This is a genomic window from Shewanella sp. LZH-2, from assembly GCF_016859145.1.
Lineage (GTDB): Bacteria > Pseudomonadota > Gammaproteobacteria > Enterobacterales > Shewanellaceae > Shewanella > Shewanella xiamenensis.
The window spans coordinates 4,487,734-4,511,309 of sequence record NZ_CP069350.1 but is presented as its reverse complement, the minus strand read 5'-3'; the positions used below and the strand labels follow the sequence as shown (position 1 = coordinate 4,511,309).

Here is a 23,576-nt window from a genome sequence, read left to right as displayed (position 1 = left end):
TTAGGCCGAGTAACGCTTAGAAGCTGATATTGAAGTGGATGCCCGCATAGGTTTGATCCTGTGAGCTAAAGTCGCCATTCGTGGCCGCTTCTTGCTCTATATCTGCCTGCGCAATGCTGTGGCTAATATGGCCACTAATATTCATATTCTCGGTAAGGTTATAGCTTGCTTCTAGCCCAAACTGGAGATGATTTCTACCATTGTGCTCTTCTGTTCGATATTTAAAATCAACGCCTTGTGTTACGTAGGGGGAGAGTGTGAATTGCTCTGTAACTTGCCAATAGCTGTGTAGGCTCAGCTCCACAAAATAGCCCGCCGCCTCGGTGGAGTAGACATAACTCACGGAAGGCACTAGCCAAGGCTTGGCGGTGTAAGCCAATTCAGCAAACAGTTCGTTATCCTGACAGCGGCTACTGCTATAGCCTTCAATACGTTGATAGCCAAGATTCGCTTCTAAATGTTCACTTAAATCCAAAGCGTATTCTAGGCCAATATTCCACTCGGTATAGGCTTGGCTATCACCACGGCCAACGAGGGCATAGGTGGTGAGATTGCCGTATTGAATACTGGTATTCATCCAATAAATACCGCCTTTAGCCAAGTTATTGCGCCCCTGCGAAACATACTTGCTATCCCAGCCTAAATCGATGTTAGCAGTTAAAGGCACGTTAGCCGCAGATAATTTGCTGTTTAATATCCCTTCGGTTTGCGCCAAGCTCTCGTTGGCCAAACATGGATGGCTAAAGCAAACTAAGCTAATGGCGCCTACGGCGCTAATGATGGATTTAACTGATGCTGCCATAAATAAGCCAATCTAATTGAAAATATAGAATATGCACAGATGTTAGCCTATATACATATAAGCGTTAATGAGAATGGATTTGATTTGCGATCAAACTATCAAGATTCAAAGGGTAAATTTAGTGTAAATCCTAATTGAGAGCTGGTTCACTTTTTTATTGATGAAATGGCGTTAGGCCTACAAACGAAGATAGCAATCGGTTTTCTCGCCTTGATAAATTGAACATAAGCCCTTATTTATTAGCTACACAGATTGTAGAGGAATCATTATGAGCAACCCTTTGCTTAACGGCGCTGCATTACCGCTTTTTTCACAGATTAAACCTGAACATATTCAAGTTGCCGTTGAGCAAGCCATTGCTCAGTGTCGTGCCAAGATTGATGAAGTGCTGCAAAACCCTGGGCCTTTTACGTGGGATAACTTAGTCGCCCCTCTGGAGCAAGTAGATGATGAGTTAAGCCAGATTTGGTCACCCGTTTCCCATATGAACTCAGTGGTGAGCACAGATGAATGGCGCTCGGCCCATGATGCTTGTTTGCCACTGTTATCCGAATACGGCACTTACGTTGGCCAACACCAAGGGTTATACGAGGCCTACAAATCGCTGCGTGCATCGGCAGAGTTTGCTCAATTAAGCCAAGCACAACAGATGGTGATTGAGCACAGCTTACGCGACTTCGAGCTTTCGGGTATCGGCTTAGACGATGGGCAAAAACTGCGTTATGGTGAAATCGTTAAACGTCTTTCTGAACTTACCAGCGGCTTTTCCAATCAACTGCTCGATGCGACCCAAGCCTGGACTAAGTTAATTACCGATGAGGCAGAACTCGCTGGCTTGCCCGATTCAGCTAAAGCGGCCGCAAAAGCGATGGCCGAGGCCCGCGCATTAGAGGGCTGGCTATTTACCTTAGATTTCCCTTCCTATTTACCTGTGATGACCTACAGCGAAAACCGCAACTTGCGTGAAGAGTGTTACCGAGCCTTCGTGACTCGCGCCTCGGATCAAGGTCCAAATGCGGGCGAATTCGATAACGGTCCATTGATGGATGAAATCCTCGCACTGCGCCATGAATTGGCACAGTTATTAGGATTTGATAGCTTTGCCGAAAAATCCCTCGCCACGAAAATGGCTGAAACGCCTGCGCAGGTGATGGCCTTCTTAAATGAATTGGCGCTGCGTTCAAAAGACCAAGCCAAGGCCGAATTAGCCGAGTTAAAAGCCTTTGCACTGGAGCATTATGGTGTGAGCGAGATGGCTTCTTGGGATTTAAGTTTCTACGCTGAGAAGTTACAGCAACATAAGTATGAGATTTCCCAAGAGTTGCTGCGCCCTTACTTCCCTGAAGATAAAGTGCTATCTGGCTTGTTTTACACTGTCTCACGCCTATTTGGCTTAAAGATTGTTGAGCAAACCGAGTTTGACCGTTGGCATAAAGACGTGCGTTTCTTTGATATTTTTGACGAAACGGGCGAGCACAGAGGCAGTTTCTATTTAGACTTATACGCCCGCACTGGTAAACGTGGCGGCGCTTGGATGGATGACTGCCGAGTGCGTCGTCAAACCGCCAATGGCTTACAGAAACCAGTTGCCTACCTCACTTGTAACTTTAATGGCCCTGTGGATGGTAAGCCTGCGCTTTTCACCCACGATGAAGTGACGACCTTATTCCATGAGTTTGGCCATGGCATTCATCATATGCTGACCAAAATCGATGTTGCTGGCGTGTCAGGTATCAACGGTGTGCCTTGGGATGCAGTCGAATTGCCTAGCCAGTTTATGGAAAACTGGTGCTGGCAAGAAGAAGCCTTAGCGGAGATCTCCGGTCACTACGAAACCGGTGAACCTTTGCCAAAAGCCATGCTAGACAAGATGTTAGCGGCGAAAAACTTCCAATCTGGCATGATGATGTTGCGCCAGCTGGAGTTTTCACTGTTCGATTTTAGACTGCACCACGAATATGACCCCGCCAAAGGGGCGCGTATTCAAGAGACCTTGGATGAAGTGCGTCGTCAGGTGGCCGTGTTAATTCCGCCTGCATTTAACCGTTTCCAACATGGTTTTGCGCATATTTTTGCCGGCGGCTATGCTGCGGGTTATTACAGCTACAAGTGGGCCGAAGTGCTGTCGGCGGATGCGTTTTCTCGCTTCGAAGAGGAGGGTATCTTCAATCCTGATACGGGCCGTAGCTTCCTGCACAACATCCTCGAAATGGGCGGTTCTGCTGAGCCTATGGACTTGTTCAAACAGTTTATGGGACGCGAGCCAAGTATTGATGCGCTGCTGCGCCACTCTGGGATTGCCGCTTAAGCCATACTAAATAGCTGTGCTTGAGCATAAAAAGGCGCCAAATGGCGCCTTTTTTGTGAGCTAGATCTCGCTTGCCCTCTGGTATGACCTCTGTTAGCCTGTGGCTCTTCTTTTTAGGGCGACTGCATATGAATCTGTATTTCCGTTTGTTTTGGTTGTTATTTTGGCGCACGCGCCATTGCCGTAAGATTGATTTTTTGGGGACGAGCCGCATTACTTATCGCGCGTTGCCCAGTGATTGCGATATCAATTTCCATCTCACTAACTCCCGTTACCCAGCGTTTATGGATCTGGCTCGCACTTATATGTTGGCCGAAATGGGGCTGCTGAAGCGCTTCCTCAAATTAAAATGGATGCCAATTGTTAACGCCGCCGAATTTACCTATATCCGCGATATCAAACCGTTGAAAAAGTTTGAGATTGAAACCAAGGTCGTGGGCTGGGATGAAAAATATTTCTATATTGAACAACGCTTTATCAGTGAGCGCGGCCTGCATTGTATAGTGCATGTGCGTGGTGTGTTTGTGTGTAAAGGTAAGCAAGTGCCTTTAGAGGTATTAGTTAAAGAAGCAGGCTATACCGATCCGGCTCCTGAGTTACCGCCCGAAGTCGTGAAATGGAAAGCATTTTTACAATTAAAGAAAGAGCGCAATCTTTAGGACGCTGGTACTAGGGAATACTTCTAATCCCAGTGTCTTCTTCCATTTCGGCTAGTAGCACTTCTTCAAGCACGAGTGTCCAGGCGCCGCGAAGCTGCGCCTGTTGCCAATAACGGACTAACTCATCTAAATCCAATAGGTTTAAGTGAGCAAAGCTGTAGCTTAAGCAGGGGATCAGTGCACAGTCGGCTAAGGTAAAACTGTCGCCACACACCCAATGATTTTGACTAAGATGGCTATCTAAGCGTTGAAATTGGGTAAGCATTTGTTTTTCAATCTGCTTGATTTCGAACTCATGCCCATCAGGGGCATACTTTAATTTTTCTAATTGGAATAGTGGGTTATTGATATCAAAATCAATAATGCGATCGAATAGGCGCACCGCCAAATTCCGTTCAGCCTCCGCGGGTAATAACTCTGTACCGTTTTGAAAATGCCTGTCTAAGTATTCAATAATAATGCTGGATTCGGGGATCAGTTGGCCTTCTTGCGTTTTGAGCAATGGCAGTTTGCCAGGAGGATAAAATTGCTGGAAGGCCTTGCGTGCCAGTGGGTCGCGTAAATCAGTGATCCGCGGATAAAAGTTCGCTTGTTTCTCATAGAGAGCAATTAATACTTTCTGTGAATATCGTGATAACGGATGATAGAAAAGCTCCATAGGTACCGACCCCATAACCACTGCATTTTTTGACTCTACGCCTTAACTTTAGTCGGTATCAACATGCGTGCTGTGGGAATTTCTTCAAAGGGCCAGAAATGGACGTAAAACAGGTTTTCCATACGGAATGATCCCCGGGGGCTCAAATTCGGTACTATTAACGCCTAGAAACGCTAGTGAAATATCGATAATCAAAGGTAACAGCATGAGCCAATTAGAAAGTTTCTCATCCATCTATGCCAGAGCGAGTGAGCGCAAAGGCGGTAAAAAGGGACTCGAAGCCTTACTTCCTGGGTGCCTAACGAGTGCTGAAATTCGTCAATACGATGATGCTACGCTGCTTTCGGCCATGAGCCGACAAGTGTTCCAGAGTGGTTTTGTCTGGCGCGTGGTCGATAATAAATGGCCTGCTTACGAAAAATCCTTCTTTCATTTTGTGCCCGAGAAGGTATTAATGTTGTCACCCGAGCAGATCCAAGCTCGCGCTGCGGATGCGACCTTGATTCGCCACCTAAAGAAAACCCAAGCAATTTATGATAATGCTTTGATGATCCATGATATTGCCCGCGAACATGGCAGCTTGGCTAAGCTGATTGCCGACTGGCCGACCGAAGATATCGTCGGACTCTGGGCGCTCTTAAAGAAGCGCGGTGCTCGTCTCGGAGGCAATACGGGGCCGTATTTTTTGCGCGCAATCGGTAAGGATACCTTTTTGTTAACCGATGATGTGCAAGGCTATTTTAAAGCGCACAAGCTGGTAGATGCCGGCTTTAGCTCGCAAACGGCGTTAAAACAGGTACAGGCCGTGTTCAATCAATGGCAGCAGGAATCGGGCCGTTGTCTTGCGGATATCAGCCGGGTGTTAGCCTGTAGCGTGGGTGATAATCGTATTTAGATAAAAAAAGACCAGCCAAATTTGGCTGGTCAAGGCTCGATATTTCAAGCAATTGGAGTACTGCAGGGAAGCAGCGGGATGAACGTATAAGCAAAAAACAGGATTAGAAACTTTTACTGATCCCAATGACGACTCTGTCATCGAAGATTTCAGTTTGTGTACCATAGACTTTATGGTCAGTGTCGACAGTGCTGCCGTGGTAGCGTAAATCGAAGTTAAGGCCGTAATAGGCTTTGCTTAAACCTATGTTCCAGTGGCCCCAACCTTCGGCGCCATCACCCGTTAGGTCTTGATAACCCACAGATGCTGAGATTTTTACACCGTTGTCAAAGCTATAGCTTGGGTGTAGAGCGTAGTTCACCCCGTGCCAGCCATCGACACCAAACCAGTCATCCACCGTTGGGGTGACTTCGAGTTGCAGATTGGCTCGACCGAATTGTTTACCCACTTTTAGCCATAATTCGGTGTAGTTGGAATAGGAAGCACCGGGGTAAAGGTATGAAAACAGCATGACATCATAGGTAAAGCCAGAATCGCCAAACTCTCCCGCTTTACCAATAAAAGGCGCGGTAACAATTTCTAAGTTTGGGTCAGCAAACTTAATGTTGGAGCTAAATACCCCAGCATACCAGCCTTGATTGTGGTTCCAACTTAATGTGCCTTGGACGACCGGAATATCGCCGTCTAAGGTCTCGGATTCACCACGAAACACATAGTCCGAAGCAAAATTAACATTGCCGTTAAGGGTGCCACCAAAGAGTTGATTATCTTCAGCAGCGTGGGAGCTGGCCGCCAAAGAAAGTAACGCCCCAGTGAGCAGCAATTTAGTACGAATCTTCATAATCATCATCTCAAAGTGATTGGAAATTGTTAGCGCACCTATATCGTAAAAATAAATTGTTAATAGCGGTGCCGCCTGGGATGAACCAATAACGAAAAGATATGAATGAATGTGAATAAGCAGCGAAATAACAGGGTCAATAAAAGCGTAATTTATAAAACTGCATTTTTTTGGGAAGCTGAGTTTCATTAAATGGGGTGCAAAATGTAATATCCAATTTGCGCTATACAACGCTTGGTCATAAAATGTCGCGTCCAAAGGTTTGAATATCTATTCGTTTCCCTGACCCATTTGTAACAAGGATTTACGTAGCAATAGTATGCATTCGGATAGCAAGGTATGGTCATTCCATGCTTGATCCAATATGACCACACAAGGGTTATATATGCACAAAACCTTATGTAAAAGCTTGTGCTAATATGCCCTAGCTGTATCAAATAAATGTTTACTCAGGTTAATCGAGTATAAACATTTGTGTCGCCAAACATGTTTGCAACATTTTTGATATAGAGTAGGCTGAATAAGTGCTTTGTATCGTATAACGCTAACAATCTTATCTACAGTTAACATACTTCTTAAATAGGATAACAATTCTACTAATAAGGTATTGGCAAAGGTGTGAATATTTTCATTAGTTTACACTTTTGTTTGTTTATCTTTCTTGTTGATCCTTATAGGGTATACGATAAGTAATAGCTTTGATTTTAGTTATAATTATGGCCGTGAAATCATCCATATTGTGTGAACACGGTGGCGTTAAAATTTAAAGGAGTTCTCATGCGGCAGACAATTAAACTTGCCTCAGTAATCAGCGTGGCGTTGTGGATGGCAGCTTGTAGCCCTCAAGAGGATAAAGCCGCTCATGGCGGCGCGGGGCCGCAGAGCATGGAAGTTGGGATAATCAAAGTGGAGGCTAAGCCACAGGTTATCCAAGTCGAGTTACCGGGTCGTAGCAAGGCATTTCTTGAAGCCGAAGTTCGTCCTCAAGTGAATGGCATTATCACTAAGCGTAGCTTTGTCGAAGGCGGCAATGTGAAGCAAGGCGAATCTCTTTATCAAATTGATTCTGCGCCTTATAAAGCCGCACTTGTCAGTGCAAATGCTGACTTAGCTCGAGCAAATGCAAGCCTTGCTTCTGCCAAGGCAAAAGCGGCTCGTTATCAGCAGTTAGTTAAAACTAACGCGATCAGTAAACAAGATTTCGACGAAGCCGAAGCCGCTTACAAAGAAGCGCTGGCCAGTGTGACTGTAGCGGAAGCGGCAATCAATACTGCGAAAATCAATCTTCAATACACTGAAGTATTAGCGCCGATTTCAGGCCGTATCGGTAAGTCGAGTGTAACAGCGGGTGCGCTAGTCACGGCTAACCAAAGCCAAACTCTGGCAACCATTCAACAGCTTGATCCTATCAATGTGGATATCGCTCAATCGAGTGCCCAGCTGTTACGCCTAAAAGCCAAACTGAAGCAAGGTAAGCTGCAGGCGGCGGACAATGCTGACGTGCAGTTAGTCTTAGAAGACGGCACGATTTATGGTCACAACGGTAAGCTGCAATTTGCTGAAGTGAGCGTGGATGAAAATACTGGCTCAGTGATCCTGCGCGCCGAGTTCCCTAACCCAGATGGCATCTTACTGCCTGGCATGTATGTTCGTGCTGTATTGAATACCGGTACCGATCCTCAAGCCATCCTAGTGCCGCAAAAAGCCATTACCCGTAACGCTAAGGGTCAGGCCGTGGCGATGGTGGTGAACGATCAAGGTCTAGTGGAAGCAAAAATTGTTACAACAGCTGAAGTTATCGACAATCAATGGCGTATTACTGCTGGTTTAGAAGCGGGCGATAAGTTGATTGTGGAAGGATTACAAAAGATCCGTCCAGGTGCACCAGTCACCACCAAAGTTATTTCTGAAACCCAAGCAAAATAGGGCATAGCTATGGCACGTTTTTTTATTGATCGTCCCATCTTTGCGTGGGTGATCGCCTTAATCATTATGTTGGCGGGGATTTTATCGATCCGAACCCTGCCAGTCTCGCAGTACCCCAGTATTGCGCCACCGACAGTAGTGATCAGTGCGAACTATCCAGGTGCATCGGCCAAAATCGTTGAAGACTCAGTAACTCAGGTGATTGAGCAACGTATGAAGGGTATCGACCACCTACGTTATATCGCTTCAACCAGTGATAGCTTTGGTAACGCATCGATTACCTTAACCTTTAACGCTGAGGCCGATCCGGATATCGCGCAGGTTCAGGTACAAAACAAGTTACAGGGCGCAATGACCTTGTTACCACAAGAGGTTCAATCTCAAGGGGTTAACGTTAACAAGTCAAGCTCTGGCTTCCTGATGGTATTGGGCTTCGTATCGACCGACGGTTCTTTGGACAAGGGTGACATCGCCGACTACGTGGGCGCTAACATCCAAGATCCTATGAGCCGTGTACCGGGCGTGGGTGAAATTCAGATTTTCGGTGCTCAGTACGCGATGCGTATATGGTTAGACCCGCTGAAACTGACTCAATATAACCTCACTAGCTTAGATGTGGTGAGTGCTATCCGCGCGCAAAACGCACAGGTATCTGCCGGTCAACTTGGTGGTACGCCATCACTGCCAGGACAAGAGCTGAACGCGACTGTATCGGCACAGAGCCGTCTGCAAACGCCAGAACAATTCCGCAAGATTATTCTTAAATCCGATACGTCGGGTGCGAACGTGTTCTTGGGTGATGTGGCGCGTGTCGAGTTGGGTTCAGAAAGTTATGCCGTAGAGTCTCTGTATAATGGTAAACCTGCCTCGGGTATTGCGATTAAGCTGGCAACCGGTGCTAACGCCTTAGATACGGCGGCAGCGGTTCGCGCTAAAGTGGAAGAGTTGCGTCCCTTCTTCCCTGCTGGGTTAGATGTGGTTTACCCCTACGATACAACGCCATTCGTTGATAAATCGATTGAAGGCGTAGTCCACACTCTGCTTGAAGCGATCGTACTGGTGTTCGTCATCATGTACCTCTTCCTGCAGAACTTCCGTGCGACTTTAATTCCAACGATTGCAGTACCTGTGGTATTGCTGGGTACCTTTGCGATTCTGTCGGCAACGGGCTTCTCCATCAACACCCTCACCATGTTTGCAATGGTACTGGCGATTGGTCTACTCGTGGACGACGCGATTGTGGTGGTTGAAAACGTTGAGCGGGTGATGGCCGAAGAGGGCTTAAGTCCACTCGAAGCGACCCGTAAGTCGATGGATCAAATTACTGGCGCGTTAGTCGGTATCGGTCTGACCTTGTCTGCGGTATTCGTACCTATGGCGTTTATGTCGGGTTCTACTGGGGTAATTTACCGTCAGTTCTCGATCACTATCGTTTCTGCGATGGCGCTGTCTGTGCTGGTGGCCTTGATTTTAACTCCCGCACTCTGTGCGACTATGCTCAAACCGTTGAAGAAGGGTCATGGCCATATCGAAACGGGTTTCTTCGGTTGGTTTAACCGTGGTTTCGATCGCTTAACGAACCGTTACGAATCGAGCGTGGCTGGCATTGTGAAGCGTGGCTTCAGGGTCATGATGATTTACGCTGCATTAGTGGTGGCAGTGGGCTGGATTTTCATGCGCATGCCAACGGCATTCTTACCAGACGAAGACCAAGGTATCTTGTTCACGCAGGCAATTTTGCCAACCAACTCTACCCAAGAAAGCACCATGAAAGTGTTAGAGAAAGTCTCTGATCACTTTATGGCTGAAGAAGGCGTAAGGTCGGTATTTAGCGTGGCGGGCTTCAGTTTTGCGGGTCAAGGCCAGAACATGGGTATTGCCTTCGTTGGCTTGAAGGATTGGTCAGAGCGTGAAGCGCCAGGTATGGATGTACAATCCATTGCGGGCCGCGCTATGGGTGTATTCAGCCAAATGAAAGAAGCCTTCGTATTCGCCTTCGTACCGCCAGCGGTCATCGAGTTGGGTACGGCCAATGGTTTCGATATGTACCTGCAAGATAAAAACGGCCAAGGTCACGATAAGTTAGTGGCGGCGCGTAATCAATTGCTGGGTATGGCAGCTCAAAATCCAAACCTTGTGGGGGTTCGCCCTAATGGTCAGGAAGATGCGCCAATTTATCAATTGCACATTGATCATGCTAAGTTGAGCGCATTAGGCGTTGAGATTGCTAACGTTAACAATGTGTTGGCAACGGCGTGGGGTGGTTCTTATGTTAACGACTTTATCGACCGAGGCCGTGTTAAAAAGGTATTTGTGCAAGGTGATGCTCAATACCGTATGCAGCCAGAAGACCTAGACACTTGGTATGTGCGTAACAACAAGGGCGATATGGTGCCGTTTTCAGCCTTTGCGACAGGTTCTTGGGAATACGGCTCACCACGTCTAGAACGTTTTAACGGTTTACCTGCGGTGAATATTCAAGGCGCAACAGCACCTGGCTTTAGTACTGGTGCGGCCATGAATATTATGGAAGACCTAGTTAAACAGTTACCACCGGGCTTTGGCATCGAGTGGAACGGCTTATCCTATGAGGAGCGTTTATCGGGTAACCAAGCGCCTGCGCTATATGCGTTGTCGATTCTGGTGGTATTCCTCGTATTGGCTGCACTGTATGAGAGTTGGTCAGTTCCGTTTGCGGTAATCCTAGTGGTTCCGCTAGGTATTATCGGTGCCCTGCTGGCGATGAATGGCCGTGGCTTGCCAAACGACGTGTTCTTCCAAGTAGGTCTGCTGACAACCGTTGGCTTGGCAACCAAGAACGCCATCTTAATTGTGGAATTTGCGAAAGAGTTCTACGAGAAAGGGGCGGGTCTGGTTGAAGCGACGTTACATGCTGTACGTGTGCGTTTGCGTCCGATTCTGATGACATCGCTCGCGTTTGGTTTGGGGGTTGTGCCGTTAGCCATTAGTACGGGTGTAGGTTCAGGTAGCCAGAATGCCATCGGTACTGGTGTACTTGGCGGTATGATGAGTTCGACGTTCTTAGGTATCTTCTTCGTGCCACTGTTCTTCGTTATTGTTGAGCGGATTTTTAGTAAACGAGAGAGAAAAGCGAAAGACGAAAAGCCAACATCGGCGGAGTAATCTAACACTTTAATCAAAGCCCTGTATTTACAGGGCTTTTTGTTGGGCGAAAAATATTATCGTTACAAGGATGGATAGCTACCTTGAATTAATTCGGGCATATTAAATGAGTCAAGGTAAAAAGGGAGTAGTGATGTCGGCAGTCAGTAAGGATCAATTAATCAAATTAGAGGCATCTCTCGCAAAGGGAAAGTGGTATTTTATCTTGGTGATTGGCGTACTGTATTGGGGGAGTGTGACGTCACTTTTGGTGGCGGGGTTTCAATACTTCACCGCTGAGACACCATTTTGGCAGGCAATGAAAGTCGCACTATATATTTATCCCGCGAGTGGCGTGCTATTTGGCTGGACGCTATGGATGCAGTTAAATCACAGAAGAGATAAACTGCGCGGCAAATATCGTCCATAATCAATACATAGCGCTGGCGTAGGAGCAAAATCGTGTCATCGGTGAGCAGTCTTATCACTAAGCAACTTGTCGTAGCGATGATTTGCCATGCTATCGCTATTGGCATTTTGGCCTATGGTGCCTATGAGTTTTATCTTGAGCAGCTTGTCGTCCCCGAACTCATCCGTAGTGTTGCCGTAGCGGTATTTTTTATCGGCATGGGACTCGAACCCAATATGTTTTTTACACCGTTAAGTCAGGTCATGACCCAAGCCGACGATAAGTCGCCTAAGTCGAAATTACAAACGATGGTGTTTAACTTTGGGGTTTTCTTACTGATTTGTGGCTTTTTAATGGAATGGTTGTACGACTAGCCCGTTAAATCTGTCCATGAAAAAGGCGCCGAGACTAGCTGCGACGCCCTAATCAACCTAGCGAAAGTTAAACTCGTGCCTAAGGCGTATAGTAAGTTGCTGCCCCTGGCCCTACTGGTAAACCAAAACCGAATACCCACAGAAAGAAAAACGCCGTCCAGCCGATGAAGAACACTAAGGTATAAGGCAACATAGTGGCGATCAGTGTGCCTATGCCGAGGTTTTTCTGATAGCGACAGGCCACCGCTAAAATCAATCCGAAATAACTCATCATTGGCGTGATTAAGTTAGTTACCGAATCCCCAATACGGTAGGCCGCTTGAATGGTTTCTGGCGCATAGCCAACCAACATCAACATGGGCACAAAAATGGGTGCGGTAATGGCCCACTGTGCTGAAGCACTGCCCAGCATTAGGTTGATAAAACCGCACAGCATAATAAAAAACAGGAACAGGATTGGCCCAGTTAACCCTATGGATTGCAAGGCATCTGCGCCCAGCACGGCTAACACGGCGCCGAGATTACTCCAGTTAAAGAAGGCCACAAATTGTGCCGCAAAGAACACCAGTACGATATACAGTCCCATTGTACTCATACTGTGCGACATGGCATTGATAACATCTTTATCGTTATTAATACTACCTACCACTTTACCGTAGACAAAACCCGGGATCGCAAAACAGATAAAGATAAAGGCGACGATGCCTTTGAGGAAGGGTGAGCCCGAAACCAGACCGGTTTTAGGATCGCGCAGTGGTGCACCCTCTGGCACGACAGATAGCGCAAGGATCACCGCCAACACCAGCATTGCTAATCCCGCCCACTTGAGGCCGCGTTTTTCCAACTCAGTGACATTGCCCATGGATTGATGCACGGTTTCATCGGCATCATCGCCCTGATACTTGCCCAGTTTGGGCTCGACAATTTTCTCGGTTACAAAGGCGCCGAGGAAAGTGATCACAAAGGTCGAGACAAACATAAAGTACCAGTTAACCTCGGGGCCGACGTTGTAGTCGGGGTCGATCATCCGCGCCGCCGCTTCAGTTATGCCCGATAATAGTGGATCGACAGTACCTAGCAATAGATTTGCGCTGTATCCCCCTGATACTCCTGCAAATGCGGCGGCTAAGCCTGCTAATGGATGACGGCCTAAGGAATGAAAAATCATCGCCGCCATGGGAATTAATACCACATACCCAAGCTCTGCTGCGGTGTTTGACATAATTCCCGCAAACACGATAGTCACTGTCACTAAACGCTTAGATGCACCCATAACGAGTGCGCGCATGGCGGCGGATAATAGTCCTGAACGCTCGGCGATACCCACACCCAGTAGGGCAACCAGAACCGTGCCCAAGGGGGTAAAACCGGTAAAGTTAGTGACCAAGTTGGACACTATCATCCGCAAGCCTTCGGCATTCATCAGGCTGACTACATGGATAAGTCCATCGGCACCTCGGCCGTGGGCGCCCTCGGGGCGTGGATCGGCCACCGTCAACTCAAAGTAACCAGCAATGCCAGACACCAGAATTACGGCGACACAAAATAGAGCAAACAGGGTAATAGGATGTGGCAATAAATTACCTAACCGTTCGACAATATTCAGAAAGCGTACAAACCAGCCACTTGAGTTGATGTCATGTGGGGGCGGTGTCTTTATGGGAATATGATTGGATTTCAAACTCATGCCTTGCCTCTGTCGACCTTTGCTAGCGCATTTTTATCCGTGAGCTGAATCGATGCGGCGTGACTTGGCTGAGGAGCCTCTCGCTCAAGTGATTGGATTAACGCTAAGGTAAAAGTGAAAAAATTGGCCGAAAAGTATGATGCTTGTGCTTTAAATAAAACTTAAATGAGGCTAGAGCAGTATATAGGCAGATTTTGGATAAAAAAATGGACTCACGGGGAGTCCAGTATTCACGAGCAAAAAGGTTGCTCTAAACGTTGTGCAAATTAACTATAGCTTAGTTTTTCTGTATCCAAGCTGAATGTTTTCAATCAATTCGGGTTTAATCTTGTCACAAAAAATCTTGGGTCAGAGGCTCTTACCTGTGCAGTAAAAGATAACATTTCATTGCACTAGCTAACGCTTTAGATGAAATTCTTGCTTATTTATGGTTAGCTGTAGCCATTAAAAACAATAATAAACACTAAGGATGGAAGATGGACAAACTGTTACTAGGATTAGCGCTGATTTTTATCGTGACCTATCTTTGGTATGTCAGCCTAGTCAAAAAACGCAATACCGCCCTTGAGGCTCTGTCGGGGATCGATGTGCAGTTGGCTAAACGCGCCGATCTCGTGCCCAATATCCTCAAAATCGCCAAGCGATTTATGGATCATGAAAAGTCATTGCTCACTGAAATTACTGAGCTACGCACGCAATTAACCCGTCATTACAACAAGACTGACCCCAATGCGGTTAAAGAGCATATTGCACAAGCCGAGCAGTTAAATGACAAAATGGCTACATTGATGGTTAATGTTGAAAACTATCCCGAGCTGAAGTCCGACAACACTATGCTTGAAGCCATGCAAACCTATAACGAGGTCGAAGCACATATTTCGGCGGCTCGTCGTTTCTATAACTCAGCGGTGTCGGAGTTAAATACAGCCGTTGAAATTTTTCCCGGGTCGATTATTGCGTCAATGGCTAAGATTAAAGTGATGCCATTTTATGAAGTCAGTGAGGCATCTAAAGCACCAATAGACGCGGCAGATTATCTGTAATCTTTAATATTTGCGGGGGTAAAATACCCCCGTAAAATAACGATCTCAATGAATATACTCACCTTTATCTTGGGCAGTCCCATCAAGGCACAGCGACAGACAGTAAAACTGTCGGCAGAGCCTGCGGATAGGGAGTCGCTGCAACAGTACTATGATTCCCACCTTGCACCGCTTGCTGCCCGTTATGAAACCAAGCGCGTGGCGAGCCTTAAGGCAACACGTCAACGCTTGTATCTCAGTTTAGTTATTGTTGCAGGTCTCGTACTATTAACGATATTGGGACATAGCCGTGGGCTGGTGTTGTTTCCGCTACCAATGATTGCACTGCTGGTATTAGGTTTTTGGAGTTTTACCCCGACAAGGCAGTTTACGCGTCAAGTGCAGCAAGAAATCTATCCCATCATGTTTAAGTATTTTGGTGAAGACTTTATCTACAATCGCGAGATGCGCCTTGATATAAATCGGCTCTCGGCGGCAAAAGTCTTACCTCATTACGACAAGGTGAGTTTTGGTGACTATATTCACGGTCAATACAAAGGCGTAGAACTAATCGTCAATGAGTTAACCCTGACCAAAGATGTGCGAGTGGAAGAGTGGGACGGTAATAAACGCAGAACCGTAACCCGCACTGAAACCCGTTTTCGCGGCACTGTGGTCGAGCTCAGTAGTCACAAGCAGTTTATCGGCCATACCGTGGTATTAAAGGATCGTGGCGGATTAGCGAATTTCTTATCCGACAGTCATTCGGGGCTGCAAAGAGTGCGACTAGAAGACCCCTTGTTTGAAAAAGAGTTTGATGTGTTTTCAACAGATCAAATTGAATCACGTTATTTGCTCAACACCGCTTTTATGGAGCGATTACAGCAACTGGCAAAGGTCTTTGCTGGTGATATCCAATGTGCCTTCTTTCGCAACCGGCTGATCCTATTTTTGCCCAATCGTAGGAGTCGTTTCCAAATGCGCTCTATCTTTGATAGTGCGAATTTTTCGACAGAATTTAGCCAGTTAAACCGTGAGATGAAGCAACTCTTTGCTATTATTGAAATACTTAAACTAAACGAATACACGGGACTTTGATGATAGCAATGCACCAACCACCTACTTACCTTAAGTCGATTGCGCTATATGGGCTCGGCTTATTGTTAACTTGGGGGAGCTTTGCAACCGTGTTCGCCGAAGAGGTCAAACCGACTAAGCCGCGCATTGTGGCGCGCTATTCTGACAGTGGCATCGTCAGCGCGGAAGGCCAAGAAAAATTTAAGGTTTATCAATATCAACAGGCCAATGGGGTAACGGTTTTTACCGATAAAGCGCCATCGAGCAGCGATTACCAGATCCTACTGTACGATTGCTTTGCTTGTCGCCCGGACTCGACTATCGATTGGAATGGTATTCGGTTGTTTACCCGTAATTACGAGAGTTTAATCAGCCGCGCGGCCCATAAACATCGGTTAGATCCTGCACTTATCCGTGCGGTTATCCATGCTGAGTCAGCATTTAATGCTAGAGCGATATCCCGCTCGGGGGCTATGGGGTTAATGCAATTGATGCCCGAAACCGCCAAAGAGATGGGTGTGACTAATGCCTTTTTGCCAGAGGAGAATATTCTCGGTGGCAGTAAGTATTTGGCGCAAATGCTAAAACAGTTTAATGGGGATATTGCGCTGGCCTGTGCGGCCTATAATGCTGGGCCTACAACTGTGACTCAGTACAACGGTATTCCGCCCTATCCAGAAACCCAAGCCTACGTAGAACGGGTGCAAATTCTGCTCAAGCGTTACCGCAGCACTAAGGTATAAGGTTCGCTGTAACTATCGATATTCTGCTTTAACAACAAACGCAGCGGGACAAGTAAAGTATCCGCTGCGCTATGTTGCAGCTTCATAATGTTGAAGCCAATCTGGCTGAGCTTATTCGCCAACTTCCCATTTTACGCTGACATGACCATCTGCTTGGCCTAAGGTTTTACCTAAGTAATCGAGCACTTCGGTTGCAATTTCATCCAGTTGCCAAGGTGGATTGATAACCCATAGTCCTGCGGCTGTCATGCCAAACTCGTTAGAATCGGGCTTGATGGCTTGCTCGATACGTAGTTGGCGCTTAATACCGCTAGTGGCTAAGCGGGAGAGCATTTCTTCTGTTTGCGCGCGGTTGACTACCGGATACCAGAGCATAAATACGCCCGTGGCAAAGCGTTTGTGCGCCTTGATTAACGTGTCGGCCACTGTTTGATAGTCGGTCTTAATCTCATAACTGGGGTCAACAAGTACCAGTGCGCGGCGCTCTAGTGGCGGTACTGCGGCAATCAGCCCTTTTAAGCCATCGCCTTTAATCACTTTAACTTGCTTATCTTGTTCGAAATACTCATCCAGTAGCAGATGATCGGTACCGTGCAGCTCGTGCAGCAGCATACGATCCTTTGGCCCAAGATCCATATCGATAAAGGCTGGCGAACCTGGGTAAAAGTTCAGTTCTTCTGGATTGTCTTCATTAAAATGACGCACCGCATCTATATAATCTTGCAAGGATTTGGGCAGATCGGTTTTGTCCCACAGTTTTGCCACCCCGTCGAGATATTCACCTGTCTTTTGGGCAAACTCATCCGTTAACGCATAACCGCCTGCACCCGCATGGGTGTCGATATACACGAGCGGTTTGTCTTTTTTATGCATTAACTGCAAGGTTTGCAGCAACATAGCGTGTTTCAGCACATCGGCATAATTGCCAGCGTGATAACCGTGACGGTAACTTAACATGGGGGATCCTAGTTATTTGCAAACAAAGCAAAGGGAGGCAAATGCATGTCGGCAATTATACCTAGGATGCCCTATGGCGTAAAATTAATGCCTCACTTCGCCCGTTTTTTATGGGCTAGCCAATGTGAAGGGGTTTGCATTTGGAAGGTTTTTAGCCAAAGCCCAGCGGGGGCGGGTTTACCAAATAAGTAACCTTGAAACTGTTCACACCCTAGTGCGGTCAGTTGCATTAATTGCGTTTCGGTTTCGATCCCCTCAGCAATGACATTCAGGTTTAAACTTTTAGCTAATAAAATTGCGGCGTTGACAATTTGAGTATGGCGCTCGCTAATACCTAGCTGACTCACAAAGTAACGGTCGATCTTAATGGTGTCGGCACTGATATCGATTAACTGGCTTAGTGACGCATGGCCAGTGCCAAAATCGTCAATCGCAATGGATACGCCCATACGAGCAAGAGTGTTTAAACGTCTGCCAGTTTCTTTATATGTTGAAAATACTGAAGTTTCTGTAATTTCAATTTCTAATAATGGGATGAGTTCAGGATGATTCATATAGGTTTGGATCAAGACTTTAAAGAAGCGATCCGACAGTATATCTTGCCCTGACAAGTTGAAAGCTATCCTGACCATAGGGACATTTTTTGGCCAAGAGCGGATCAGTTGGAGTAACTGTCTAAGCACTTTCATCGCAAAAATCGCCTGTAATTGTGACGACTCTATAATGGGGATAAAGGTGCTTGGCATGATCATGCTGCCGTCTTTATCGAACATTCTGGCGAGCGCTTCAAAGCTAATGATATGGCCATCAGCCATCACTTTAGGCTGTAACCACATTTCAAGACGGTTGTGTTTTAACGCATCGCGGATTTTACTTTCTTGCGAGGAGGCCTCAAGCAAATTGTTAATCAAACCAACGTAATACACCATGACAGGGTTAGCTTGGGTGGTTTGTTTGATGGCAATTAAGCATTGCTCGGCGGCTTGCTGCGGCGCGGATTTATTACCTGAACAGCAACCTATTCGACATTCGAGATGATATTCAATCTGCTGTTCTTGCTTCAGTTTTAAACTGGTTGGTATGCGTTGCCGCAATTGTTGTGCAAGCGTCTCTGGGGAGATTAACGGTAGTTCGGTGAATTCTAGGGCAAAGGATGCGCCCCTAAAGCGGTATATTTTGGCCTGATGGCCGACACGTTCTTTCAGTTCTATGGCAAAGGCTTTTAGAATTGCATCACCAACGCCGATCCCAAATGCGGCATTGATTTGACTGAGATTATCTATCTTAACTAAGGCGACGGTCATTGCTTGATGAGTCACGCTTGGAGCGGGGTTATACCAATGATTCTCGTTGGGTAAACCCGTGACTAAATCATAAAAATGGGTGCTGATATGGTGCTTTTTAAGTCGACTTAATTCAAGCGCATGATTGGTTTGCGCCGTGATATCGTGACAGTGAAATAACAAGGTATCGTGGTGCTCCAATGAGGCTTTTTGCAGGAGATATCGATTGCTTTGGTTGTTTTTTAAACGGGTCTGAAATGACGCGGCGAGTAAATTGACGCTGGCATCTTCAGTTAAATCAAAAATGTCACATAGGCGAGTGCTATTGAGTGTGATATCGGTAGCAATGTTCTTTGCCGCATTATTTAGGTTGAGAATCACCCCATCCTCATTACAGAAGAAAGACGCTGTGCCATTATTCTCAAAAATCTCAGCATATTGATCTAAGGTATGTTGCAGTGCCTTTTGATGCTTAATCATCTGCTGTGCATGGATTTTTTGGGTTTTTAACAGCCGCATTGCCGATAAGGGGATACAGATATTAAAAAACATAAACAGTAACCCGTTTAGATAGGCGTGAGTTGCGGGCAGGCTAATATCCACATCGACAAGGGGCGGGAGGTTTTGGTTACGCAGCAATAATAAAAAAGGCAACACATTGAAGCACATCATCCAGCAGGCGACTTTTCTGCCAAACAGAAAAAGCGCCATCAGCGGCAGCGTATACAGAAAAGTAATACCCGCCTGCGACAAATTGAAATTAGGTACAAACAACAAGATAGACAAACAGGCTGCAACCACCATGACCAGCAAGCTGATTGAACTCGCCAGTAAACATCGACGGGTAAACCATAGCGCAAGAAATAGCACAGTTAAAAAACTGACCGTGATGCCAATAATAAAACTGAGGTTGAGTTCATATGCAATCAATGAACTGTGCAGCACTATGCTGGTGGTCAATACTGCACCACTTAGCAAAATAATCCGCAATAAACTGGTTTTTAATATGGTTCTATCAGGGTTTAAAAAGTCTTGCTCTCTGATAAACAAAAAACCTTTCAGCCAGTTAAGCAAAAAATGTCCTTATTCCATACGGAAGTCGCTAAGGTTGACTGGGAATAAGACATATAACATAAATCGCTAATTTGTTACATAAATAGATTTCTTCCATTATAAATCAGTCAATTACATTGTGATTGATGTTTGAGTTTTTATAGGAGCAGTTAGACAAATTGACCAACAACTTAATACTCGCAAACAAGGTGATTTGCTTGCATGTTCATCAAGGCGGTTCTTTGGCATAATGGCCGCAATTTCTACCCGTTAAACAGTGATCCCTTTGCCTATTCCAGTCTTTTTTAATCAGCAATTTCCAACACTTGTGGACATTTGTGCCCGCTGGCAACTGGTGTTTGATGTCGATGCGCCATTTGAGTTGCGTTTTGAATCAGACACCTTGACGCTACATAAGCGTGATGAGCCTAAGCTCGATGGCATAGTGGTGGATTTTGTGACAGGCGCGGTTGCCCATAGACGCAAGTTTGGTGGCGGTCGTGGTCAGTCGATTGCCAAGGCTGTTGGGTTAAAGCAGGGCGTTACGCCAAAAGTGGTCGATGGTACTGCGGGCCTCGGCCGCGATGCCTTTGTGCTGGCAAGTTTAGGCTGCACTGTGACTATGGTAGAGCGCCATCCTGTGGTGGCCGCATTATTAGAAGACGGTCTACGCCGCGCCTATCAAGATGCCGAAATCGGCGACTGGATGCGTGAACGTATGCAGCTTTTCCATGGTTCCAGCCTCGAAGCACTCGCAAAATTGGAGCAAGAAGTTGATGTCGTCTACCTCGACCCTATGTACCCCCACCGTGACAAATCAGCCTTAGTAAAAAAAGAAATGCGAGTCTTCCAAACCTTAGTCGGCGCGGATCTTGACGCCGATGGTTTGCTCGCCCCCGCCATGGCCCTAGCCCGTAAGCGTGTAGTGGTGAAGCGCCCCGATTATGCCGAAGACCTCGCCGGCGTTAAGCCCAGTATGGTTATCGAAACTAAGAAAAACCGCTTCGATGTCTATATAAAATCGGCAATGAAGTCGTGAATTTCATTCGTTTTTTATTCGATTGAATTATTTAACTATTTGATGTGACTATTTTTGTGCTTTCTTGGCAGATTGCACAATCTTATCTGTGCTTTATATAAAAGGAAATATTATGAAGTTAAAGACAATATCTGTCTTATTAATGTCCTCAGTTTTAACGGCTTGTGCAACTAGCGGCTATAAAGTTGCGCCAGAAAAAGAAACCGCCTCGCTTCGTGTTTTATCGACTGACAGCGCTAATACGTCGGTATGGATTGATAACACTGAAGGTTGTATCAAGCATAATTTCATTCCAGGTGGTGAAATTGCTGTATTAGGTATGAAGGCGAATTTATTGGCAAATCGCCAAGCAGGCCGGAAAATCGGGATGCCGTTGTATCGTTCAGATGTCCATGAAAAGCAACAAACTGAGTTAAAAGTAGAGGCTGGAGTACCACTTTCTTTCTATTTTGCAGGTGTATGGGTTGACGGCGCTAACACGCGAATTGATGGTTATACCTATTGTGTGAAAAAAGTCAGTTTTACGCCCAAGGCTGGAGCAAATTATGAAGCTCAGTATTTTGTGGATAAGATTAACGGAAAAGATCAGTGCACAATTAAACTGTTTGATATTGTTGAGGATAAAGGTAATTTTGTTAAGACCGAGGATCCAAACTATCAACTGATCACTGAGATCTGCAAATAGACATCATAAAGTCTGTATAAGGCCTGCGACTCTGCTTTTCCTTGAAACGGCATGGTGCTTTCAAAAGTGTTCAAATAAAAAAGCGCTAACCTAGGTTAGCGCTTTTGTTTTTGAATAAAGGTTATGTTTATCGCACTAAGGTAAACAGTGGGGTTTGACTGACCGCTTGAAAATCCAGCGCCATGGTTACACTGAGTGCTGTGATGGTAATAATTGAAAAACCAAACACTTGTCTGGCCCAACGTGGCATATCCACATCTTGACGATAACCTTTGAGGGCCATAGTTAGCCACCAGAGGCTGGTGGCACAGGTCACGGCCATAAAGGCGGTGCCGGTGTAACCTGCGAGTGGCAGCATGGTGCTGACCAAGGCGAACACTGCGATATAGAGCACTATATGGTGTTTCGCCTTGGCCATCCCTTCGGCGACGGGCAGCACGGGGATCTTCGCGGCTGCATAGTCATTAAAGCGGAAAATCGCGATGGCGTAGGAGTGTGGCATCTGCCAGAGGCTGAACATCAGCAATAAAATCACTGCGCCCATATCCATTTGCCCCGTCACGCTGCAATAGCCCACCACGGGCGGTACTGCGCCCGAAAAGCTGCCGACTAAGGTGCCGTAAACCGAGTTTCGCTTCATATAGAGGCTATAAATCCCGACATAAACGACATAGCCAATAGCGGCAAACAGCAGGGCTAAGGCATTAGTGAACAGAGCTAAGATGCCAAATCCAAGCACGCCTAAGGCGATGCCAAACAGCAAGACATGGCTTAGGGGAATTTCGCCCGTGACGGTGACGCGTTTGCAGGTGCGCTGCATTTTGGCGTCAATGTCACGGTCAATACAGTTATTAATCGCACAGCCTGAGGCGACGACTAAGGATAATCCCACTAAGCTTGCCAGCATCAAGACCAGATCCACATCGCCCTTAGCGGCCAATAGGAAGCCGCCAGCAACGGAAATCAGATTCCCGAAAATGATGCCAGGCTTAGTTACCTGTACATACCCTTTGAAGCGTGCTTTCCATTGCGTCGATGTCAATCTAGCTTGTGTGTTCATTTGCTGTGTCTCGTTACATCATCAAAGCGTTAGCTTCGAGAATGATCCATACCGACAAGCCAACCACCATCACGATGATCAGTGCGGTAAATAGGAAGGAGAAGGTGTTGATCTTGCCTTCCTTAGAGAAGTCCAAATGCAGGAAGTACTTAAGGTGTACCAAAATCTGCACCAGTGCCGTGACAATAACGATGGCAAGCGTCGTCGATTGCTCGAAGTGATGGGTCATTACCGCCCAGAATGGGATGGCAGTTAACACCACTGACAGCACAAAACCGACTAAGTAGGACTTGATGCTGGCGGCTAGATCGTCTGCGCCATGGCTATGGTCATGTGATTGAGTATGTGCGCCCATTACAGTGCTCCCAATAAGTACACAACGGTGAATACGCAAATCCACACGATGTCGAGGAAATGCCAGAACAAGCTTAAGCAGCTCAAGCGAGTGATGCTGCGGTTGCCTAAGCCCGTTTTGGCGACTTCAATCATCATGATTGCCATCCAAATTAGCCCTGCGGTTACGTGCAAACCATGCATACCGACAAGGGTGAAGAAGGACGACAGGAAGGCGCTGCGTTGTGGGCCGTTGCCATGTTCGATCAGGTGATGGAACTCATAGACTTCCATGCCGATAAACACACAGCCCAGTGCAAAGGTAATGGCTAACCAAGTGAGGGTCGCCAACCTGTTGTGGCGCTTAGCGAAAATCAACGCAAAGCCATAGGTAATACTACTGAGCAGCAGGGCTGCGGTTTCGATCAGCACAAAGTCCAGTTCGAAAATGTCTTTACCCGAGACACCGCCGTCGGTGTTCATATAGAGCACGGCGTAGGTGGCGAATACCGATGCAAACAGGATGCAGTCGGTCATCAGGTAGAGCCAAAAACCAAATAGGGTGTTGCCACCCGTATCATGGTGCTCGTGGTGCTCCTCGGCGTGAGCAACGTCTAAATCAGCTGGGATTGCAACACTCAT

21 protein-coding genes are annotated in these 23,576 nt (G+C 46.5%); 12 read left to right on the top strand and 9 right to left on the bottom strand.

Annotation, left to right across the window (positions count from 1 at the left end; translation table 11 throughout):
• Positions 1–16 precede the first annotated feature (16 nt).
• The gene (locus JM642_RS19770; RefSeq protein ID WP_037427432.1) at positions 17–802 is read right to left on the bottom strand and encodes a hypothetical protein; all 786 of its coding nucleotides are present in this window, start codon (positions 800–802) and stop codon (positions 17–19) included.
• 268 nt (positions 803–1,070) lie between these two features.
• Between JM642_RS19770 and prlC the strand changes: the two genes are divergently transcribed.
• Positions 1,071–3,110 carry an oligopeptidase A gene (gene prlC, locus JM642_RS19765; protein ID WP_172590710.1) on the top strand — a complete coding sequence of 680 codons (2,040 nt, stop codon included), beginning with the start codon at positions 1,071–1,073 and terminating at the stop codon, positions 3,108–3,110.
• Between the two features lie 128 nt (positions 3,111–3,238).
• Entirely contained in the window at positions 3,239–3,769 is a 531-nt protein-coding gene (locus JM642_RS19760) for a thioesterase family protein (RefSeq protein ID WP_037423843.1), read from the top strand.
• Between the two features lie 10 nt (positions 3,770–3,779).
• On the opposite strand, the gene JM642_RS19755 is transcribed toward JM642_RS19760, so the two are convergent.
• Positions 3,780–4,427 (bottom strand): glutathione S-transferase family protein, encoded by a 648-nt coding sequence (locus tag JM642_RS19755; protein ID WP_037423840.1) that lies wholly within the window; start codon positions 4,425–4,427, stop codon positions 3,780–3,782.
• A 205-nt stretch (positions 4,428–4,632) separates the two neighbouring features.
• Here JM642_RS19755 and JM642_RS19750 point away from each other — a divergent pair, with 205 nt between their 5' ends.
• Positions 4,633–5,322 (top strand): DNA-3-methyladenine glycosylase I, encoded by a 690-nt coding sequence (locus tag JM642_RS19750; protein WP_047535555.1) that lies wholly within the window; start codon positions 4,633–4,635, stop codon positions 5,320–5,322.
• A 103-nt stretch (positions 5,323–5,425) separates the two neighbouring features.
• On the opposite strand, the gene JM642_RS19745 is transcribed toward JM642_RS19750, so the two are convergent.
• Positions 5,426–6,172, bottom strand: coding sequence for a TorF family putative porin (locus tag JM642_RS19745; protein WP_139122608.1), 747 nt, complete (start codon positions 6,170–6,172; stop codon positions 5,426–5,428).
• A 768-nt stretch (positions 6,173–6,940) separates the two neighbouring features.
• On the opposite strand from JM642_RS19745, the gene JM642_RS19740 reads away from it, so the two are divergent.
• The 4 genes from JM642_RS19740 (at position 6,941) to JM642_RS19725 (ending at position 11,995) form a co-directional block, all read left to right on the top strand.
• Complete coding sequence (locus JM642_RS19740) at positions 6,941–8,089, top strand: efflux RND transporter periplasmic adaptor subunit (protein WP_037423834.1); 1,149 nt, start codon at positions 6,941–6,943, stop codon at positions 8,087–8,089.
• A 9-nt stretch (positions 8,090–8,098) separates the two neighbouring features.
• Positions 8,099–11,233 (top strand): efflux RND transporter permease subunit, encoded by a 3,135-nt coding sequence (locus JM642_RS19735; protein WP_203432420.1) that lies wholly within the window; start codon positions 8,099–8,101, stop codon positions 11,231–11,233.
• Between the two features lie 106 nt (positions 11,234–11,339).
• A complete protein-coding gene (locus JM642_RS19730; RefSeq protein ID WP_239000468.1) occupies positions 11,340–11,642 on the top strand; it encodes a hypothetical protein in 303 nt (100 codons plus the stop codon).
• A gap of 32 nt (positions 11,643–11,674) precedes the next feature.
• On the top strand, positions 11,675–11,995 hold the full coding sequence (locus tag JM642_RS19725; protein WP_081990902.1) for a hypothetical protein: 321 nt from the start codon (positions 11,675–11,677) through the stop codon (positions 11,993–11,995).
• A 79-nt stretch (positions 11,996–12,074) separates the two neighbouring features.
• Here JM642_RS19725 and JM642_RS19720 read toward each other — a convergent pair whose 3' ends face one another.
• Positions 12,075–13,682 (bottom strand): AbgT family transporter, encoded by a 1,608-nt coding sequence (locus JM642_RS19720; RefSeq protein WP_239000467.1) that lies wholly within the window; start codon positions 13,680–13,682, stop codon positions 12,075–12,077.
• 476 nt (positions 13,683–14,158) lie between these two features.
• Here JM642_RS19720 and JM642_RS19715 point away from each other — a divergent pair, with 476 nt between their 5' ends.
• The 3 genes from JM642_RS19715 to JM642_RS19705 are packed head-to-tail and all read left to right on the top strand — an operon-like array spanning position 14,159 to position 16,524.
• Entirely contained in the window at positions 14,159–14,725 is a 567-nt protein-coding gene (locus JM642_RS19715) for a LemA family protein (protein ID WP_037423819.1), read from the top strand.
• A gap of 48 nt (positions 14,726–14,773) precedes the next feature.
• Positions 14,774–15,802, top strand: a complete 1,029-nt coding sequence (locus JM642_RS19710; RefSeq protein ID WP_203432419.1) for a DUF3137 domain-containing protein — start codon at positions 14,774–14,776, stop codon at positions 15,800–15,802.
• Positions 15,802–16,524 (top strand): lytic transglycosylase domain-containing protein, encoded by a 723-nt coding sequence (locus JM642_RS19705; protein WP_037423814.1) that lies wholly within the window; start codon positions 15,802–15,804, stop codon positions 16,522–16,524. The genes JM642_RS19710 and JM642_RS19705 overlap by 1 nt, the downstream gene beginning before the upstream one ends.
• A gap of 111 nt (positions 16,525–16,635) precedes the next feature.
• On the opposite strand, the gene rlmJ is transcribed toward JM642_RS19705, so the two are convergent.
• Positions 16,636–17,481: a 23S rRNA (adenine(2030)-N(6))-methyltransferase RlmJ gene (rlmJ, locus tag JM642_RS19700; protein WP_055648535.1), complete on the bottom strand. Its 846-nt coding sequence runs from the start codon at positions 17,479–17,481 to the stop codon at positions 16,636–16,638.
• Positions 17,482–17,573: 92 nt separating this feature from the next.
• Positions 17,574–19,838, bottom strand: a complete 2,265-nt coding sequence (locus tag JM642_RS19695) for a GGDEF domain-containing phosphodiesterase (RefSeq protein WP_203432418.1) — start codon at positions 19,836–19,838, stop codon at positions 17,574–17,576.
• Between the two features lie 265 nt (positions 19,839–20,103).
• Between JM642_RS19695 and JM642_RS19690 the strand changes: the two genes are divergently transcribed.
• Positions 20,104–20,856, top strand: coding sequence for a class I SAM-dependent methyltransferase (locus JM642_RS19690; RefSeq protein WP_203432417.1), 753 nt, complete (start codon positions 20,104–20,106; stop codon positions 20,854–20,856).
• A 112-nt stretch (positions 20,857–20,968) separates the two neighbouring features.
• A complete protein-coding gene (locus JM642_RS19685; protein WP_144345335.1) occupies positions 20,969–21,541 on the top strand; it encodes a hypothetical protein in 573 nt (190 codons plus the stop codon).
• Positions 21,542–21,668: 127 nt separating this feature from the next.
• Here the strand turns inward: JM642_RS19685 and cyoE are convergent, their stop codons facing one another.
• The 3 genes from cyoE to cyoC are packed head-to-tail and all read right to left on the bottom strand — an operon-like array spanning position 21,669 to position 23,576.
• Complete coding sequence (gene cyoE / locus JM642_RS19680) at positions 21,669–22,601, bottom strand: heme o synthase (RefSeq protein ID WP_011718749.1); 933 nt, start codon at positions 22,599–22,601, stop codon at positions 21,669–21,671.
• Between the two features lie 13 nt (positions 22,602–22,614).
• Entirely contained in the window at positions 22,615–22,956 is a 342-nt protein-coding gene (gene cyoD / locus JM642_RS19675; RefSeq protein ID WP_011718748.1) for a cytochrome o ubiquinol oxidase subunit IV, read from the bottom strand.
• Positions 22,956–23,576, bottom strand: a complete 621-nt coding sequence (gene cyoC / locus JM642_RS19670) for a cytochrome o ubiquinol oxidase subunit III (protein WP_037427416.1) — start codon at positions 23,574–23,576, stop codon at positions 22,956–22,958. Before cyoC ends, cyoD begins: the two co-directional genes overlap by 1 nt.

Coding starts and splice junctions, on each gene's coding strand:
- JM642_RS19770 (WP_037427432.1), bottom strand. CDS start 802: ATGGCAGCATCAGTTAAATCCATCATTAGCGCCGTAGGCGCCATTAGC.
- prlC (WP_172590710.1), top strand. CDS start 1,071: ATGAGCAACCCTTTGCTTAACGGCGCTGCATTACCGCTTTTTTCACAG.
- JM642_RS19760 (WP_037423843.1), top strand. CDS start 3,239: ATGAATCTGTATTTCCGTTTGTTTTGGTTGTTATTTTGGCGCACGCGC.
- JM642_RS19755 (WP_037423840.1), bottom strand. CDS start 4,427: ATGGAGCTTTTCTATCATCCGTTATCACGATATTCACAGAAAGTATTA.
- JM642_RS19750 (WP_047535555.1), top strand. CDS start 4,633: ATGAGCCAATTAGAAAGTTTCTCATCCATCTATGCCAGAGCGAGTGAG.
- JM642_RS19745 (WP_139122608.1), bottom strand. CDS start 6,172: ATGATGATTATGAAGATTCGTACTAAATTGCTGCTCACTGGGGCGTTA.
- JM642_RS19740 (WP_037423834.1), top strand. CDS start 6,941: ATGCGGCAGACAATTAAACTTGCCTCAGTAATCAGCGTGGCGTTGTGG.
- JM642_RS19735 (WP_203432420.1), top strand. CDS start 8,099: ATGGCACGTTTTTTTATTGATCGTCCCATCTTTGCGTGGGTGATCGCC.
- JM642_RS19730 (WP_239000468.1), top strand. CDS start 11,340: ATGAGTCAAGGTAAAAAGGGAGTAGTGATGTCGGCAGTCAGTAAGGAT.
- JM642_RS19720 (WP_239000467.1), bottom strand. CDS start 13,682: ATGAGTTTGAAATCCAATCATATTCCCATAAAGACACCGCCCCCACAT.
- JM642_RS19715 (WP_037423819.1), top strand. CDS start 14,159: ATGGACAAACTGTTACTAGGATTAGCGCTGATTTTTATCGTGACCTAT.
- JM642_RS19710 (WP_203432419.1), top strand. CDS start 14,774: ATGAATATACTCACCTTTATCTTGGGCAGTCCCATCAAGGCACAGCGA.
- JM642_RS19705 (WP_037423814.1), top strand. CDS start 15,802: ATGATAGCAATGCACCAACCACCTACTTACCTTAAGTCGATTGCGCTA.
- rlmJ (WP_055648535.1), bottom strand. CDS start 17,481: ATGTTAAGTTACCGTCACGGTTATCACGCTGGCAATTATGCCGATGTG.
- JM642_RS19685 (WP_144345335.1), top strand. CDS start 20,969: ATGAAGTTAAAGACAATATCTGTCTTATTAATGTCCTCAGTTTTAACG.
- cyoE (WP_011718749.1), bottom strand. CDS start 22,601: ATGAACACACAAGCTAGATTGACATCGACGCAATGGAAAGCACGCTTC.
- cyoD (WP_011718748.1), bottom strand. CDS start 22,956: ATGGGCGCACATACTCAATCACATGACCATAGCCATGGCGCAGACGAT.
- cyoC (WP_037427416.1), bottom strand. CDS start 23,576: ATGAGTGTTGCAATCCCAGCTGATTTAGACGTTGCTCACGCCGAGGAG.